This window comes from Cytobacillus sp. ABV4_503 (genome assembly GCF_056158445.1).
The window spans coordinates 33910-51786 of record NZ_JBSWTH010000001.1 but is presented as its reverse complement, the minus strand read 5'-3'; the positions used below and the strand labels follow the sequence as shown (position 1 = coordinate 51786).

Sequence of the window (17877 nt, the reverse complement as noted above, 5' to 3'; positions counted from 1 at the left end):
AGTTTTTTACTCATTAAGCGTTTTCATTTAATAGCGGCAAGCATTAAAAAAATAAAAAAGGCATGAGGAAAAAAAGGATAGAATTCAGGTGTATACAAGGGTATCATACCCTATTTACCTAAATTCAATTACCTTTCTTCACTCATGCCTGATCGAATCAGTAACACGTAAAGACTTGCCTGTTTCTTGACAAGATAGTATCGAAATTAATTTATTTTCTTTTGAAGCCTCTGCAGATGCATTGTCAGATAAACAGCTTCTGCATTAAAGACTGGTTTTTTTAATGATTGCTGCATTACTTTAATGAGCTTCCAAGAGAGATTGTAGCACACCGGATATTCTTCTTTCAAGAGGGAAGTTATTTTTTCCGGTTCTTCAACCACCTCGCCTTTGTTAACCCGTTCAATGGTGAATCGGATATGGCGGACAAGCCTCATATAATCGATACTGTCTTTATCAATTTTAATGTCCAGCTGTTCTTCAATCATATTCACTAGATGGGTTACCAGCTGAGAATGCTGATTGACTTCGGATAAATCGCGGTTCATCACAGCACTGTGAACATGAAGGGCAATGAACCCGATCTCCCCTTGAGGCAAATAGATGCCGGTTCGCTGTCCTATAAGGTTTACAACTTCGCTGGCAATTTCGTATTCAAATGGGTAGAGTGTCTTAGTCTCAACAAGAAAAGGATTTTTCATTTCCATCCCTTTTTTCAGACGAGTTATCGCAAACATCAAGTGATCGGTTAGCGCAACATGAATATGTTCATTAAGCATGGAGTTCGCCCTCTGTTTAATCAATTGAATCGAGGAGATAATCGTTTCAAGCAATTCATTATCCACAAAAGGCATCAGTTTAATATAATTCTCCTGCTCTTTTTCATTTTTAAGCACAAAGAGCTTTTCAACCAAAGCAGAGTCGATTGGCTGGCCAGACTTCCGGCTGAAGCCAATCCCCTTGCCGATAAGAACGACTTCTCCAAATGACTCGTGGCTGCCAATGAGGACATTATTATTAAGCACTTTTTTAACCTTATACTCACCCATTCTCTTCTCCCCGCCCATTAAACAAATGTACTCTCATGGTATTAAAGCCTGTCCGGGAAGTCAACGGATTGATTTGAATAAAATAAAGAGACCCGCATCCAAGCGGGCCCAATCCATAATATTACTTCAGGAAAATGAAATACAAAACAAATATGACGAACAGCACATACATGATTGGGTGAATCTCTTTTATTCTCCCTTTTACAATCATGGTAATTGGATAAAAAATGAATCCGATTGCGATTCCTGTTGCGATACTGTAAGTTAATGGCATTGCAATAATAGTAAGGAAGGCTGGAACTGCAATTTCAAACTTTGTCCAATCAATGTTGCCTAATGAAGCAACCATCAGTACACCGACAATGATGAGCGCCGGAGCAGTCACTGCAGAAGTTATAACCTCTAATAGAGGAAAGAAGAATAATGATAACAGGAAGAATCCCGCTGTTACAATCGATGCAAATCCTGTTCTCGCACCTGCCGCAACCCCTGATGAAGACTCAATGAATGAAGTTGTCGTTGATGTTCCGAATATCGCGCCTACTACTGTTGCTGTTGAGTCAGCCAGAAGTGCTTTACCTGCACGCGGCAACTTATTCTCCTTCATTAGGCCTGCCTGGTTGGCAACACCCACTAAAGTACCCGCTGTATCAAAGAAGTCAACGAATAGGAATGTCAGAACAACGACCAGCATGCTTGTTGAGAAGAATGAAGGGTCGCTATATGCCCCGAATGCCGCTCCAAACGTTGGAGCTACACTTGGCACGGAATCAACAACCTTTCCTGGAACATCAATCAGGCCGGCAATCATTCCAACAACAGTCGTGATTACCATTCCTATAAAAATTCCGCCATTCATTCCTTTTGTCATGAGAATAACTGTTATGATAATCCCGAAAATAGCCAGAAGCACATTCCCATCAGTAAAATCGCCTAATCCAACGAGAACTGCATCATTATTGACAATCAGCCCTGCACTCTGAGCGCCGACAAATGTAATAAACAAACCGATTCCGGCACTGACCGCATACTTCAATTCTGCAGGAATCGAGTTAATGATTTTTTCACGCAAGCCTGAAAGTGATAAAAGGATAAAGATAATCCCTGAGATAAGAACCCCGCCTAGTGCATGCTGCCAAGGAATTCCCATCGTTAATACAACAGTATAAGCAAAAAATGCATTTAATCCCATACCGGGAGCAAGCGCAATCGGATACCTGGCCAGTACCCCCATCAATAGTGATCCAATTGCCGCAGCTACTGCTGTCGCCACGAATACTGCACCATAGTCCATTCTCATGGCATCCGGCAAATCTGGTATATCCATTAACGATAAAGTAATCGGATTAACGACCAAGATATAAGCCATTGCTAAAAAAGTTGTAAGTCCGCCGATAAATTCACGACGGTAGTTAGTACCAAGTTCTTCAAACTGGAAGTACTTCTTCATTTCTCTTCCCCCTATTGGCTGTCTTTATTTTTTTCAATAAAAAAACTCCGGGTTGACTACCGGAGCATTGACAACTGGGCTCGTGCTTGCAATAGGGGAAAACAAAGAAGAATAATGGCAAAAAACATCCCTATCTGCACTTACCTCGTAGTCAAGCTATTTACGGTAGCTCGGTAGAAACTTTTGGGCCATATCCCCAATATTATACGACGTAAAACGACATATTTAATTCTTCTTTATCATAGCACCTCAAAAAGTCCTAGTCAATAGAAAAAGCGAACATTTTCATGTCCGCATTTTCTTAATGTTCGTATTTTATTCCCACTCGATTGTTGCAGGCGGCTTGCTCGTAATATCGTAAACCACTCTGTTGACATGCGATACTTCATTAACGATCCTAGTTGAAATAATCTCCAGTACATCCCATGGGATACGTGCCCAGTCAGAAGTCATACCGTCAATGGAAGTAACCGCACGGATTCCAATAGTATAATCATAAGTTCGGGCATCTCCCATTACACCGACACTGCGGATATCAGGAAGAACCGTGAAGTATTGCCAAATGTCGCGATCAAGCCCTGCCTTTTGAATTTCCTCGCGCAGTATGGCATCAGACTCGCGCACAATTTCAAGCTTATCTTCTGAGATTTCCCCAAGTACGCGGATACCTAGTCCCGGACCAGGGAATGGCTGTCTCCAAACGATTTCATCCGGAATGCCAAGCTCCGTTCCCAGCGCACGCACCTCATCTTTAAACAGAGTGTTAAGCGGTTCGATCAGCTTGAATTGCATATCTTCAGGAAGCCCGCCTACATTGTGATGAGATTTAATCGTTTGAGCAGTTGCTGTTCCACTTTCAATAATATCCGTATAAAGTGTTCCCTGTGCAAGGAAATCAATGCCTTCAAGCTTGGCTGCTTCATCATCGAATACATAGATAAATTCATTGCCGATGATTTTACGCTTTTGTTCAGGATCGCTAACCCCTTTAAGCTTATTCATAAAGCGTTCCTGGGCATCCACTTTAATTACATTCATATTGAATCCATCAGCAAATGTCTTCATGACGCCTTCTGCTTCATCTTTTCTCAGCAGGCCGTGATCCACGAAAATACAGGTTAGCTGATCGCCAATTGCTTTATGAATAAGGACGGCAACAACAGATGAATCAACACCGCCGCTCAATGCACAAAGAACCTTTTTATCTCCAACTTCCTGGCGGATCTTCTCCATTTCAATCTCAATGAAGTTTTCCATTGACCAATCGCCTGTACAGCCGCAAACGCCGAACACAAAGTTTTTCAGCATATCATTTCCGTGAACTGAATGGCGAACCTCAGGGTGGAATTGAACAGCGTATAAACCGCGCTCTTCATTGCTCATAGCTGCAATCGGGCATGATGGATTTGTACCATCCACTGTAAAACCAGCGGGAGCCTCTACGACAAGATCGCCATGGCTCATCCAGACCGTCTGTTCTCTAGGCAGATCTGTAAACAACTTGGATTCATTTTCAATTTTCATGATCGCCTTTCCGTATTCACGGTGTTTCGCAGGTTCTACTTTACCATCAAAATGCATAGTCATCAGCTGCATGCCATAGCAGATTCCGAAAATCGGCAAGCCCAGTTCAAAAATTTCTTCATCACAGCGGAAAGCATTTTCGCCGTAAACACTGTTGGGACCGCCAGAGAAAATAATCCCTTTTGGATTCATTTCTTTGATTTCCGCAGCTGTAATCGTATGCGGATGCAGCTCACTGTATACGCCAAACTCACGGATTCTGCGTGTGATTAACTGATTGTACTGGCTCCCAAAGTCCAGCACTACGATCATTTCTTGATTTTGAAGTTCTGTTTTCCCCGTCACACTGTTCACCTCATTAAATTTGTTATTTTACTTTTAGTCTTCTCTCCTGCAGGTAAAATATCTAGTAAAAATATAATTTCTTTGCAACTCATATAACTGCCAGCCAGAAGCTGGCCAATAAAAAAAACCGGAACTCTTTCTCCACAAAAAAAGTGAAGGCAGAATTTCGGTTTTCACGTATAGCAAAAAGCTTCTTCTGCCTTCATAGTCAGATCATTTACGGCGATCCGGTAGAGACTTTCGAACCATATTATCGAGGATATATGAAGGTTGCATGATTTAATTGTAATACTCGGCAAAATCCGAACAATATGCCGCTGTCTTATTTGCCTATTGTAACAACAGCCCCAAATCCCGGTCAAGCTATTGTCTTTTTAATTAAATTTTCCCACAATTCTTTCGTGTCATTCCAGCTTCCTTCTTTTAGAACTCCCCTGTAAACAAGTTCTTCGTAGTGGGCTGTCAGCCTGCTCATTTCCTTTGTTGAGAAAAAGCTGTCTATATATTTGGCATACTCCCTTAAGGTTTGGCCCTTTTTCCGCTTTAGCCCGTACCGGTCCAATTCTTTTAAAAGAATAAGATAAGCTTTAGGAAAATGCTCATCATTATTTGTCTTTTTAAATCTCCAGATAAAATAATGCGGCATCCATTTTCCCCTCTTCTGGAAAAGCACGAAAACAAGCACACCTGCTGCCAATATCGCTGCTGCGACTACTTTCCAATTATCTTTTAAGAAAGCTCCCAGATTGTCCCAAAGCTCTTTTACCGAAAACGGCGATTTTTCTGCCGATGCTTCATCAGGCATGTCCGGCTTAACAGGAGCCTCAGTCTCGTTTGGCTTTTCCGCTTCCGGCTGGCTCGTATTTTGGCCTGCGTTGTCAAAGTTAAATTGTACATTATTATTGAACCCCTGAGTTGGTTCAAATGGAACCCAGCCCATTTCAGGGAAATAGATTTCCACCCATGAATGGGCATTGTTATTTGTTACCTCAAACAAGCGAAGACCAGACCCTAATGATTGCTTGAATTCTCCCTCTGTATAGCCCTTAACCCACCTTGCCGGCAATCCAATGGATCTGGCCATTACCACCATGGAGGAGGAGAAATTGTCGCAATATCCCTGCTTGGTATCAAATAAAAACTGGTCCACATAGTCCTCATTTTCATCTGGAACAGCTACGTCTGTCTGGCTGTAGGTAAATTCTGCCCTTCGGAAATACCTCTCAAGCTCCCTTGCTTTTTCAAACCAGTCCGGTTTCTCTTGAGTAATTTCCAGAGCAAGTTCCCTGACTCTTTCAGGCAATTCTTCAGGCAGCTGTGTATATCGCGCCATAAATTCTTCAGGCAGTGATTCCGCGTTTGCCCCGGCTTCCTTCATTGCAGTCACACTGTATTCAGGCACCTCGAAGCCTAACTTATATTCTTCCAATGCAGATGGCCGTCCGCCATCCAATGTCCGTATTTTTTCAGTGGCCGTTTCCAGCTCATAGGTAATGAACTGCGAAGCTTTAATACTATTTACCCCTAATGGATACACAACATGAGGGTAATTCATAAAAGTATAAACGGAGCTTACTTCTTCAGTGGTTTCAATTGCATCGTTATCGATAAAGGATGTAACCGGAATTTCTTCTCCCATTCCAAACGGAAGATATTCTCCTTCAGCCTGGGATGTAACCCATCCTTTGCCTGTATATGCATCTTTTGTTTCCACCTTCCAGTAATGGCGGGACTCCACTTCCGCCCTGAAGACCACAGCGTTATCTCCAATAAAAGGGCCACCAAGACGGGAATCATCTTCACCATAGCCGATTTTCTGAATACCCGGGCCATCACCGCCGCTATTTTGTCCATAGGACTTAATAAACGGAACAGGATCGGGCCAAATCGGTTCTGCCTTAGGTGCTGCAAACCCTAAGCCGGTACTCAGAGCGATCAGAGCGGTCAGCGGAATCATCCATTTGCGCGACAGGGAAGCTTCTTTCTTCAACCCCTCCTGATCCAGGAGACGGTTGAACGTTAAGATGCCCATAACCGCAAAGCCCGCAATAACTGTCCTGACAATCGCCGCGTCTGCCGTGTAAGGCGTAAAGGTATCCAATACACTTATATAAATGAGTGTCATGAAAAAGAAAATGAAAATCCGCCTGCGATTGATCAGCCAGTACTGAATCAAATAAGTCATCAGCCATAGCAGAATGAAAAAGAGAAGGCTTCTGAATAGATTTGTCATGCCAGGCCATTCTCTATCAGCTATTAAACCAAAGTTGTGCACCATGTCCGATGCAAATACGGATATCCATGAAAATTGGAAAAAGGATCCCTCAAAGTACAAATAATGCAGTTCATAGAGAATATAAAGCAACTTTATAAAACCGCTTAAAACAAGGCCAACACTGAAAAAAGCCAGCAAAAGCGATAGTATAAGGAACACGAGGAAAACAATGACATTAGATGTGTCCGTAAGCTCTTCAACCGGACGCAGCCATTCCCATAATAGGAAAAAGCCCAGAACATAAAGAAGAAACGAGGCAAAATCTTTCGGTACCTTTGGAGAACTCATCACTTGTTCACCCCCGAAAACACATCTGCAAACTGTCCGTTATGAACCAGAACTACCCGGATTCCCCTGGCATTGGCGGAGGTTTTGAGCAGCAGCTTATCCCCGGAAGGAGATTCATCCTCATTTTTTATTAAAAATATAGATACAATCCCTTTTTTGGACGTGAAAAACCCGGCTTTCTCTATAAGCGTTTTTGTTAATTGCCCTGTAACAACCATCAGCTGACTGTTCTGCTGCAAAAGAAAATGCTCTGCTTCAAGAACCCGGTCCACTGCAGCTGCAGAATCATCCTTTATTTTTGCCAAATGATAGAACAGCTGAAGCTGGTGTGCTTCACCGCCTCTGATTGGAAAAGCTGTCCGCGTTGCTGCAGAGGTCAAAAACCCAGTCTGTGCTCCTTTGCGAAGAATCGCCCTTACCATGGAGGCTGTAAACGAAACGATGGCCTCAAATCGGCTATCCGGTGCACAATCCATGAGGATATATACGTCATGCGATTGCCTTTGTTCAAATTCTTTGGTCATAATATCATTGCGCTTAGCAGTAGCTTTCCAGTTAATCCAGGAGAATCTGTCTCCCGGCTGATACTCCCTAATGCCGATGGCCATGGAAGTATCCCTTTGCACCCGCTCTTTTGAAGCAGTCATTCCCTGATCATAATGATGCGCCATAGGCTTATAAATGATTTCCTCATATGCCGGGTAGACAATCATCCGGCTCTCAGCAGGGGCTTGCCTTTCTTTTTCTATTAAACCGAGCAAATCACCTGTTTTCATACGGATGGAGGCAAAAAAATGCTCACCCCTCGGCAGGCTGTTAATCCTGTATTGAAGGGACATTTCCTTCTGAAACCCAGGAAATAAAAAACGCTTTGCCTCGTTTGATTTCCTGGCATGCTGCAGCTGTTCACTCATCTCATCCTCTATGACCAGATACAACAGAGGAAAAGCTGTTCTTCTGGTAATCTTCAAGGTAATAACTGCCTGTTCACCTGCATTGAATTCTGCTTTTGGCAGGATACGCTCCACCTCAAAGTCGTTTAAAGAATAAAACGACAAGCCAAGTGCGTAAAGAGCAAAAGGAAGAAAGCTGTAAAACAAAAACCAGCTTACAAACCCGCCCTGAAACATCGCATATGAAAAGGCGAACAGAATAAGCAAAAATAACACAATCAGCTTCCAGACACCTTTCAGTGTATTTAACAGCTGTTTCATTTTACTTCACTAACCTTTGTACTGGAACAGAAACCCTGGCAATGACCCGTTCTACTACTTCTTCAGCGGTAATACCCTCGAATTTCGCCTCAGACCTTAAAATAATCCGGTGGACAAAAACAGCAGGCGCCAAATACTGAATATCATCCGGAAGAACATAATCGCGGCCATACATGAATGCGTAAGCCTGGGCTGCTTTCATTAAAGCAATCGAACCGCGGGGGCTTGCCCCTAAATACACACTGCTGTGGTTTCTGGTCTGATTGGCAATTTCCACAATATAGCGTTTAATCGTCTGATCGACATGCACTTCTTTAATTTCTTGCTGGAGTGAGCGCAATTCAGTTAAATCTATTACAGATTCCAGATCTTCTATCGGCGGAATCCGCTGTGCCCGATTCAGGACCTCCATCTCATCAGCGATATCAGGATAGCCCATTTTCATTTTTAACAGGAATCGGTCCAGCTGAGCTTCCGGAAGCGGATAAGTTCCTTCATACTCGATCGGATTTTGCGTCGCCATAACGAAAAAGGGTTTCTCAAGGCGATGTGTCACTCCGTCGATGGTTACGCTGCTTTCTTCCATCCCTTCAAGAAGAGCAGATTGCGTCTTGGGAGAGGTTCTGTTGATTTCGTCTGCTAAAATAATATTGCCCATAATGGGGCCCGGCCTGAACTGAAATTCCATTTCCTTCGGATTATAGATGGATACACCTGTCACATCTGAAGGCAGCAAATCAGGCGTGAACTGGATGCGCTTAAATGCGGCTCCGACTGATTTAGCCAGTGCACGCACCATCATCGTTTTCCCGACACCCGGCACATCCTCGAGCAAAACATGGCCTTCCGCTAAAAGTGCCACTAAGCTTAATTCTGCGACATCCCGTTTGCCGATCATGACTTTTTCAATATTTCCTAATACCCTCTCAATTGCAGGGTGCATTTGATTTCTATCCATGTGAAATCTCTCCCCTTTATCTATGTCTCGCATTCCATTAATTTACATTACCCTGAATTTAATTCTAACCTATTATATATTCGCTGTCGCGTTAGAAACTCCTGTGTTTTTCTTAGGATGATTCTCCCTTATCCCTGGGTTTTCAATAAAAAAAAGACTGCTTCTCAGCAGTCAAAATACATTACATTACTTATATCGTTTTCCACTTTGATCTACATAGAAAGATTCAATGATGGTTCTTTCAAACGGCTTGCCATTTTCAGTCTGTCCTTTTACTTCTGTTGTCACATTGTATACACCTTCCTGTGTAAAATCGCTTTCGATCATGAGGCCAGCCTTTTCTCCTTTGGCTTTTTGCTTCAGTTTTTTCCCTGAAGGATCAAACCCGAATAGGATCCATTTTGTATTAAAGGCTATATGGCTTTTCGCAGACTTTCCCAGAATTTTATCATTTAACGGGCTGTCCAGTGCAATAGTGTATAGGTATGAAGCATTTGCCGGAGCCTTTAACACCCAGTTTCCAGCTTTAGGATAATCTATTTCAAACGGATGAACCCATGCTCCTTTGAAAAACTCGGATTCTTCCTGATACACTTTTTTCGTTTTATATTCCTTGCCATCCGGACTGATCAATATTAAATCGGGCAAATTCTTTTCACTTAAAAAAGAAACAGTCATGGATTCTACATTTTCCTCCACGGTAAACTGTTCACTTATTGCATTGACAGCTTTTCCGCCTTTTACAATGGAATGAGTGCCAGGCTGTCTGGCAGCGGATTCAGAGCGTGCTGATGAGAAACCCGCAGCAGGCTGAGTGATAGAGGTATAGGGCCTGAACACCGGAAATGTATGGGATCCTTCCCGGATGGTTGTATGATTCCAGCTGCCTTCCTGAACAACGGATGCTCCTGGCAAGCGGGAATTAACCGCCGTAACGACGCCATCGCTTTTTCCATACTGGCTCAGATATAAGCCTCCCCAATATGATGCACTGCCAAATGAACCCCATTTAGTGCCGCCAAGTGTATAATATCGATTTTTTTCAGCATTCTGATGGGAATCTGTAAGGCTTCGAAAATGTTGCATATTACCTGTCTGCAGGGATTCGGTTGCTTCATTATTGTTGCCAAGGAGGGCAGCAAGCCACCAGGCCGCGCTGCTGTGAGCCAGATCTGCGAGCTGGGTGCCATGATGGGGGGAGGATAGGGAGATAACATTTGATACATATGGGTGGGCACTGTAATGAACAAGCGCTGTCTGAATATCCACCCCGCCTTTGCTATAGCCGATAACTGCAAGCTTCTTTTCGCCGAAATGATGGTAGATTTCTAGAAGCTTTTCAGCCAGAATTGCACCATTCGTCCACATATCACGGTCATGATGAAGGTCAATGAATGCTGTTTCATACCCATTTGCCAAAGCCACTTCATACATATCATTCCCTTCATGCCAGACAGCTGATGAATTGTTATAGCCGTGTACAAACACAAGAGGTGATTTGGAAGGATCAATGCTTGAAGGCGCTTCTCCAGCATACCAATAACCCGGAGTTCCACTGTCATCACCGCCAAAACCGCCAGCCTTCACCATACCAGGGAAAATCAGCATCATACAAAAGATCACTCCTGCCATTTGTTTTATCAAGCTTTTCCCCTCCTTAAAGGAGATCCGGACGGAAGTCCAGTCAGTTTGATTTTATAATTTTCAGAATATTTATTGAAGGGTCTTTCGATATAATTTCCACCCATTTGGAAAAAATCGGCCAAATATTGAAAAAAAGCCACAGGAACAAGCCCCGTGACTTTATAACAATTAATAGGATACACCTGTGCGGTTATGTGTTTTTTCAAACTCTTCTTTATTCGGATCAAAGTATTTTTCATTGAAAGCTGCCACGAATTTATCATCTTTAATATATCCCGCCCCCCATGTAGGATCCATAGTAAGCCAGCTTCCATCCACTTTCACTTCCACCCATGCATGCTTCTGCGGCCAAAATCCGCCGAAAGCAGTCCCTTCGACAAAACGGGCTTCCATATTGCTGGCCCGCAGCAGGGCAATGGCAAGATACGAATAATCCTGGCATACGCCCGTTTTGGAATCCAGTGTTTTGAGTGCACTATCATCCCAGCTGAAATCATCTGTTTCAAGCTTATTCACATCATATGAAATGGTTTTCGCGACATAATCATAGACGGCCTTCGCTTTTTCCCTTTCACTGCTTATGCCTTCTGTCAGTTCTTTCGCCAATTCAGTAATTTGCGGTGCATCTGACTGGACGCCTCTTGAAGGCAGAAGGTCCCGCTTATCCCCGCCTGTTGACTCCACCTCAAACTTGGCAAATCCATAGTAACGGAAATAATCACTGTTCTCTTCTTTGATTTCCGGCACACTTAGTGTGACTTCATATGTGCCCGGGCCGAATCTTAAGTAAAACGAATCATCAAATGTGAAGTCTTCTACTGGGATAACATCCAGTGCTTCATCCTCACCCTTTTTAGTGGTAATGTAAATATGATCGGTTTCAGGCCCGAATTCTGCCTGCGGATCAATTTTTCCTTTGACAGTAAAAACACCATCCGATTCCTCACCGCCATATTGAGGATACTCAAGCGCCACTCCCCGCTCCTCATACGTTTTAGAATATTCGATAGGGCTCATTGTCCTATCTGACTCATTGTCTATTAAGATAGTTGCTGCCGTCTGATAATAATTTTCCCTTTCCTTGTCAGGAACAAGCACCTCAAGCTCGTGAAGTCCTTTTCCATAGAATAAAGGCACCTCATAAGAGAACTTGCCGTCCTTAAGCGGAATAACATGCTTCCACATATCCGATTCCTTATTCAGCTTAAGCATGATCGTATCGCTGTCTGACAGGCTTCCTGCTTCCCCTTTTAAATTGAATACTTCATTGCCTTTTATATAGCTTGATTCAATATCCAGTACCAGTTCTGCCTCCTGGCCAAACGGAGTATATGTCATATCCCGTTCTGCATTTGGATTCACATTGTGGATAGTGAACGAGGCAAGATCGTAATAGTAATTCTTACTATCCGTGCTTGGAAGCTGTACGGTTACCTTATACTCGCCTTCTCCATTAAAAAAGCGGATACTCTGCTTGAACTTCCCTTCTTTGATGGGTGTGTAGTATTCAAGATCGTTCCCTGCCGGTCCATCCTCTGTGGAACGAACCTTAATCCAGGCATAGTCTGATTTTAGCTCTGAGTACTTCTCAACCTCTCCCTGCACAGCCACCTGGCCATTTGCAGCAAACTCCTTATATTCCGGATTCTTCATAGCCGCTCCGACTTCCTCACTGTAAGAAGTCAGCTCCAGAGGTTCAAGCTCGAGTTCCTTGTTTTTCTCTTTAACCAGTTTTTCATATTTGTCTTCTTCCTTTTCCTCTGCTTTTGCCTCTGAACTGCTTTCTGAGCTGCTGCAGGCTGAGAGGAAGAGGAAGCTGGTTAATACTATCATCAATAGGGTGATGGGGCTTTTCTTTGGCATGGGGTCCTCCTTTTTGTTTCATTAATTCTAAATTTACATACGTACGTTATCCCTTAAAGTTTCAGAGACTCAGCACTCTTGGACTTTATGCCATCAATTATGGATAATAATAAAATAAGCGCTTCCCACATTAGAGCAAAAACCAGGAGAATTGAGCCTCCTTCTTCGCTCCAGCTCGATTTGTTTATATAGAGAAATAAGATAGCTAAACACACCACCAAATTACTTTTCCAAAAAAATATAAAACCCCTGTTAAATAAGAAACTCTTTTGCTCCCCTTTTGCAGTCAAAATCTCTCCCCCTCTCTCCGGTTTATTAACGACTTGTATTAATTAAAAACAGCCATCAGACCGAATCCTGTAAAGATTAGAAAGAGAAAGAAAAATACAGCTGCCAATTTATTAAGGATAATAGGAAGCCTGTTTAACATATGTTGAATATGGTAATTTACACCTGAGGTAAAAATAGCAATATATTTAAAACAATAGTCAAGGAAAGTCCTGGGTTGTTCATATACATTTACTTCATAAAGGATAATAACTAGTTTCTGAGCGAAAATAGAGAAAAAGGCAAAAATAGCATTTGCTGTAATCATTAGAGCAATATAAGAACTTGGAATTGGTATATCTATCCCGGTCAGCATTAAAGAGAGTAATGTCCAAATCAGGAATACTGCTGCAAAGGCGATTAAATTTTTCATATTATTCTCCTTCCGATAGGGGAGAGAGGGCTAATCTCAAAACAAAAGCTCTTTATAGGGGTTAACCCTTAAAGAGCTGCATTACAGTTCCTAAATTCAAAGTAATTATCAAAAACTTAGACAAGCTTTACTAAATCCTATGTTCCTGCCTAACATAGTTATCTTCTTCTCTTAACTTATCCAGATCGATTTTCCGATCCCATACTTTCCTGGCATTGTCAGTCATATAAGGAAAAATGTATTGATCAACAATCACCTGAAAATCATCATCATCCAAGAGATTATAGGTGCGAATCTTTATTTTTTTATCATCGAAGGTTTCAATAACAATATCGTTTATAAGGTTTAATGGATTTCTTATCAAATCAATATTTCGGATGTTCTTTAATAAAACAAGGCATTTTGGGGCAATAACTGTTCCGTTCTCTCTGGGAACAACTTTTAGCAAAACCTTTCCTGGAATAAAACCTGGCAGACTCCAGAGTGTGATATAGAAATAAAAAGGGGTAAATATTATCCCTCCGCCAAGATAGAATAAGGAGTATTTAGAGTTAAATTTTAATCCATGTATAATTAGAAAAATGCATGCAATTAAAAATCCTGCCGTGGCTAGAAACATTAATACATAATAAAATTTGGAGCCTTTTATAATAACTGCATCCCCTTTTTTCTGAACCATTGACAAACAATACTCACCCCTTTGGGACCAGGCAGAGAAACTAAAGAAGAGAGATTCACACAAAAATCATTATTCTGCCTTTGGTTCTTACCTCTCATAATTAGCTTGATGCCGAAGAGTATCCAAGTTTATTTTTCGATCCCAAACTTTTTTTGCATTTTCAGTCATATAAGGATATATATATTGGTCAACTATTATCTGATAGCGAAAATCACCAATCAGGTTATACGTGCGAATTTTCATTTTTTTATCATTGAAGGTTTCAATAACAATATCATTAATTAAATTTATTGGATTCCTTACAAGATCAATGCTTCGTATATCCTTAATTGGAACAATGCCTTTTTTTGATTTAATCACACCATTTTCTCCGGGTATAATGGATAGCAAGATTTTACCCGGGATTAGGCCTGGTAAATTCCAAAGTGTGATGTAGAGATAAAAAGGAGTGAAAATTATTCCTCCGCCAAGATAGAATAAAGAATATTTAGAGTCAAACTTCAATCCGTGAACAATTAGAAAGATACATGCTATTAAAAAACCTACAGTAGCAAGAGACACCAAAATATACATGATGTTTGAACTCTTTATTGTTATATGATCTTTGTCTTGAACCATCGATATATAATAATCCCCCTTTAGATTTGAGAAAAATAAAAGGAATCACTTCTTTTCCGCCCCTTGAGAAAGCCCTCTCTTATGAGAGGACTTGTTAAACAGATTCAATTTATCTTATTCAATTTTAGGTTCTTTTCTCTCGTATCTTGCCACATTACGAAGACGTTCAAGATCTACCTTTCGATCCCAAACCTTTTTTGCATTTTCAGTCATATATGGATAAATGTATTGATCTACAATCATTTCATAATCTAAGTCCCCAAGAAGATTATATGTTCTAATTTTTATCTTTTTATCATTGAATGTTTCAATAACAATGTCATTGATTAAATTTAAAGGGTTTCTTACTAAATTAATATCTCGAATACTACTTATAGGTACCGTATCTTTTTTAGCATTAACTGTTCCTTTTTCTCCCGGGAGTATTTTAAACAAAACCTTTCCTGGCATTAATCCAGGCAGACTCCAAATAGTCAAATAAAGATAGAAGGGAGTTAATACGATTCCTCCGCCAAGATAGAGGAAAGAATATTTAGAATTAAATTTCAGTCCATGTGTAATTAAGAAGATACATGCAAGTAAAAATCCTACTGTAGCTAAAAACATCCATACATACATGAACTTAGAACTTTTTATTAATACAGCTTCTCCTTTTTTCTCAATCATGGACAAGAGGAATTCCTCCTTGGACAGAATTGTTAAATAATAGGTTTCTAATAGATGTCTCGTCTGCCCTTTGAATATTTAAATCTAAGTTATCGTCTCTTGTAATCATCCAGAAGTCCAATTTTCCGGGAACAATAAAAATTAGGTCAATTAAATCGGGATTTTTTGCAGAGTCATATTTAAGACTAAGTAAGCTATCCATTCTTCCTTTTCTATTGGAAATATCTTTTAAAAACTCAAATGAGAATGAACCATTAACCCTATTTTCCCACTTTTGAGCAGTAGATTCAGACAACGAATCCGATTCACTCATATCACCTAGGAATTCTTCAAATTCTTCATTCTTCAAACTAAAAAGCACTTCATCCTGTAAAGGCAGCTTGCTAATATTGAAGAAACCTTTAATACTTGTTATTATATTTTCTGGTGTGGATTTGGTAATATAATGTACTTGATGGTCATGCAATAACTTATGAAGATAAACTTCCCCATTTCCAAAATGAAAAGATATGTTTTCTTCCCCTTCGAACTTTAAATCAAATCTAGAAGCTTTAACCGTCTTCTCCGCATTACTCAGAATATTAATATAAGCCTTATAGTTCTCTTTTAATCTATATTGATTATTAACCTCTACGGCCATATCTTTTGCCAGCAAAGAGCGAGCCGCAAATTCCAGCATTAACTTCAATTCGGAATCTTGAAGTGAAGGAAAATACGTCTCTTTCATAGATATTCCTTCTTCATATAATCCTTCACTATAAAATGCAAAAATTAGTTCCTCAATACTTAATTGAATGGTACTCATATTGCCTCCTTAAAAAAACGATAATTTTTTATCTAAAAACCCTTTTGCTCCATCTAAAAAAGATCCAGCTGTCTCCTTAGCCTTTGACAGCCCTTTTCCAATATCTTTAATTTTTCCTACCGGATCAGAAATTGTTTCTTTAATTTGTTTATTTACAATATCAATACCTTTATTTGCTGCTTCAACAGCTTTTCCAGCTTTCTCAAATCCACCTTTAAAAAACTCGACTCCATGGTGTAAAGGTTCCTTAATAAGGATAGCACCTTTTTCAGCAATTCCAGCAGTTAATTTAGCAGCCTTCTCTCCAATAATTCCACCAACGAATGAACCAGCAGCTGCACCCACAACTGTTCCAACCGGTCCAACTAAACTACCTAAAGCTCCACCTATTACTGCACCTGTAATTGCTCCTCCTGAGATAGCTACTGTATTATTAACAGCATTACCAATCGCTTTAGCATTTTCACGCTTCAAAACATCCGGGTTATTTCCGTACTTAGCATAGTTCTCTGAAATTTTAAGCCCCATTCCTCCGACTTCCATTGCACCGGTTAAAACAACTGTACTTAATGCATTTGTTTTAGCGAATTTGGCACCAGTACTAACAAAAGATTTGAACGTAGTTGGATTAAAAGTTTTATATTTAATTTCATCAAAAAAGGCTCTGGAGCTACCCGCAAACTTCGCAACATCATCCGGAAGGTATTTCGCAATTTTTCTATGAATTAAATCCGCAAGTGGTACCTCTCTATACTTACTTCTCAAATATAATGGACCCAGGAACGCTCTTGCCATCGTTCCCAACTTTTTAGATTCGTCAATTTTATCTGTTACCTTCTGAAGGGCCGCCATATGTTTATAGGTGAATACACCATCAGCATCCTTAATAAATTGAGTAAAGCCCAACCCGTAAAAAGCAAGCTGTTTTGTCATCAATGCTCCGAGAGCTGTTACGGCACCATATTGCTCATATAGCTTATACAACTTACCGACCAGATTATCTGCGTCAGCAAATTTATTCGCGACCATTCTCAGGTCAATCTCCATTTCACTGAGCTGCCCAACCAGCTGATTACCAGTACCCCAAGGATCCCCTACATGATAGAAGCAATGCCTGTATTCCGGCGGAGCGCTGTTAATTAAATCTGCAAGCTCCATATGGAGATTTCTGTATTCGTCTTCAATTCTGGACAAACGAGTAACCAAGTCATTTGCCAGGTCTTCCAGGCGATCAGGATTTACAGATATTTCATTTCCCATTTCAATACCTCTTTTCTTTTCGGATTAGTTCTTCTAATTAAATTAAATTAATTATTTGATACCCAACTATTAATACTTGAATTGGCAATATAAAAAGGTCTGCACATCCCGGCACCGCTTCGCCATCATATCTTTTATTCTTATCATAAGAACCTTTTTTCTTCTCTTCATTATTAGACATAAAAACCCATCCAATCTTTATATTCTTCAATTCAAATTAATTATTTTTCCTTAAGCCTGGCCAATCTCTCTAATTCTCTTTGTCTTTCAATTTCTTCTCTGACTCTGTCAACTTCATTCGCAGCGCTTTCCAGTTCTCGGCTGATGTTATAAAGGTTATCAGAGTGCCTTTGGAAGAGGACACCTGCTTCTTCCAATGCAGAATCAAATTTGTCCCGGGCTTTGCCTTTCCATTCATCTGCATGGTTTTGGACACTTTGCTTTAGTTTGAATTCCTCTGTCTTGATATCATCTGAAGCTGTCTGAAATACCCTTGCCAGGGCTCTTACATGTGATGAGTTCATTTTGACACCCCATTT

Annotated in this window: 17 protein-coding genes and 2 riboswitches; all 17 genes read right to left on the bottom strand. The window is 40.7% G+C overall.

What is annotated here, in order from left to right; translation table 11 throughout:
- Positions 1-206 precede the first annotated feature (206 nt).
- The 17 genes from glcT to ACXAD1_RS00170 all read right to left on the bottom strand — a co-directional run bounded on the left by glcT (position 207) and on the right by ACXAD1_RS00170 (position 17862).
- A complete protein-coding gene (gene glcT / locus ACXAD1_RS00250) occupies positions 207-1049 on the bottom strand; it encodes a glucose PTS transporter transcription antiterminator GlcT (RefSeq protein WP_206845999.1) in 843 nt (280 codons plus the stop codon).
- A 121-nt stretch (positions 1050-1170) separates the two neighbouring features.
- A complete protein-coding gene (locus ACXAD1_RS00245; RefSeq protein WP_206845996.1) occupies positions 1171-2499 on the bottom strand; it encodes an NCS2 family permease in 1329 nt (442 codons plus the stop codon).
- Between the two features lie 128 nt (positions 2500-2627).
- Positions 2628-2729, bottom strand: a riboswitch (purine riboswitch).
- 85 nt (positions 2730-2814) lie between these two features.
- Positions 2815-4335 carry a glutamine-hydrolyzing GMP synthase gene (gene guaA, locus ACXAD1_RS00240; protein ID WP_206846007.1) on the bottom strand — a complete coding sequence of 507 codons (1521 nt, stop codon included), beginning with the start codon at positions 4333-4335 and terminating at the stop codon, positions 2815-2817.
- 218 nt (positions 4336-4553) lie between these two features.
- Positions 4554-4655: riboswitch (purine riboswitch) on the bottom strand.
- Between the two features lie 71 nt (positions 4656-4726).
- A complete protein-coding gene (locus tag ACXAD1_RS00235; RefSeq protein ID WP_474909155.1) occupies positions 4727-6931 on the bottom strand; it encodes a transglutaminase TgpA family protein in 2205 nt (734 codons plus the stop codon).
- Complete coding sequence (locus tag ACXAD1_RS00230; protein WP_474909154.1) at positions 6931-8145, bottom strand: DUF58 domain-containing protein; 1215 nt, start codon at positions 8143-8145, stop codon at positions 6931-6933. Before ACXAD1_RS00230 ends, ACXAD1_RS00235 begins: the two co-directional genes overlap by 1 nt.
- Before the next feature lies 1 nt (position 8146).
- The gene (locus ACXAD1_RS00225; RefSeq protein ID WP_206845992.1) at positions 8147-9103 is read right to left on the bottom strand and encodes an AAA family ATPase; all 957 of its coding nucleotides are present in this window, start codon (positions 9101-9103) and stop codon (positions 8147-8149) included.
- Between the two features lie 186 nt (positions 9104-9289).
- Complete coding sequence (locus ACXAD1_RS00220) at positions 9290-10747, bottom strand: esterase/lipase family protein (RefSeq protein ID WP_474909153.1); 1458 nt, start codon at positions 10745-10747, stop codon at positions 9290-9292.
- 168 nt (positions 10748-10915) lie between these two features.
- Positions 10916-12610 (bottom strand): transglutaminase domain-containing protein, encoded by a 1695-nt coding sequence (locus ACXAD1_RS00215; RefSeq protein ID WP_474909152.1) that lies wholly within the window; start codon positions 12608-12610, stop codon positions 10916-10918.
- A 53-nt stretch (positions 12611-12663) separates the two neighbouring features.
- A complete protein-coding gene (locus ACXAD1_RS00210) occupies positions 12664-12900 on the bottom strand; it encodes a hypothetical protein (protein WP_474909151.1) in 237 nt (78 codons plus the stop codon).
- A 38-nt stretch (positions 12901-12938) separates the two neighbouring features.
- Entirely contained in the window at positions 12939-13310 is a 372-nt protein-coding gene (locus tag ACXAD1_RS00205; RefSeq protein ID WP_474909150.1) for a hypothetical protein, read from the bottom strand.
- Between the two features lie 130 nt (positions 13311-13440).
- The gene (locus tag ACXAD1_RS00200) at positions 13441-13989 is read right to left on the bottom strand and encodes a DUF5381 family protein (RefSeq protein WP_474911264.1); all 549 of its coding nucleotides are present in this window, start codon (positions 13987-13989) and stop codon (positions 13441-13443) included.
- An 87-nt stretch (positions 13990-14076) separates the two neighbouring features.
- Positions 14077-14607, bottom strand: coding sequence for a DUF5381 family protein (locus ACXAD1_RS00195; protein ID WP_206845986.1), 531 nt, complete (start codon positions 14605-14607; stop codon positions 14077-14079).
- 114 nt (positions 14608-14721) lie between these two features.
- Positions 14722-15273: a DUF5381 family protein gene (locus ACXAD1_RS00190; protein WP_370224348.1), complete on the bottom strand. Its 552-nt coding sequence runs from the start codon at positions 15271-15273 to the stop codon at positions 14722-14724.
- On the bottom strand, positions 15266-16078 hold the full coding sequence (locus tag ACXAD1_RS00185; RefSeq protein ID WP_474909149.1) for a hypothetical protein: 813 nt from the start codon (positions 16076-16078) through the stop codon (positions 15266-15268). The genes ACXAD1_RS00190 and ACXAD1_RS00185 overlap by 8 nt, the downstream gene beginning before the upstream one ends.
- 9 nt (positions 16079-16087) lie before the next feature.
- A complete protein-coding gene (locus tag ACXAD1_RS00180) occupies positions 16088-17236 on the bottom strand; it encodes a glycine zipper domain-containing protein (protein ID WP_370224343.1) in 1149 nt (382 codons plus the stop codon).
- A gap of 139 nt (positions 17237-17375) precedes the next feature.
- Positions 17376-17519, bottom strand: coding sequence for a hypothetical protein (locus tag ACXAD1_RS00175; RefSeq protein ID WP_019382387.1), 144 nt, complete (start codon positions 17517-17519; stop codon positions 17376-17378).
- Between the two features lie 40 nt (positions 17520-17559).
- A complete protein-coding gene (locus tag ACXAD1_RS00170; RefSeq protein WP_009336194.1) occupies positions 17560-17862 on the bottom strand; it encodes a WXG100 family type VII secretion target in 303 nt (100 codons plus the stop codon).
- Positions 17863-17877 lie beyond the last annotated feature (15 nt).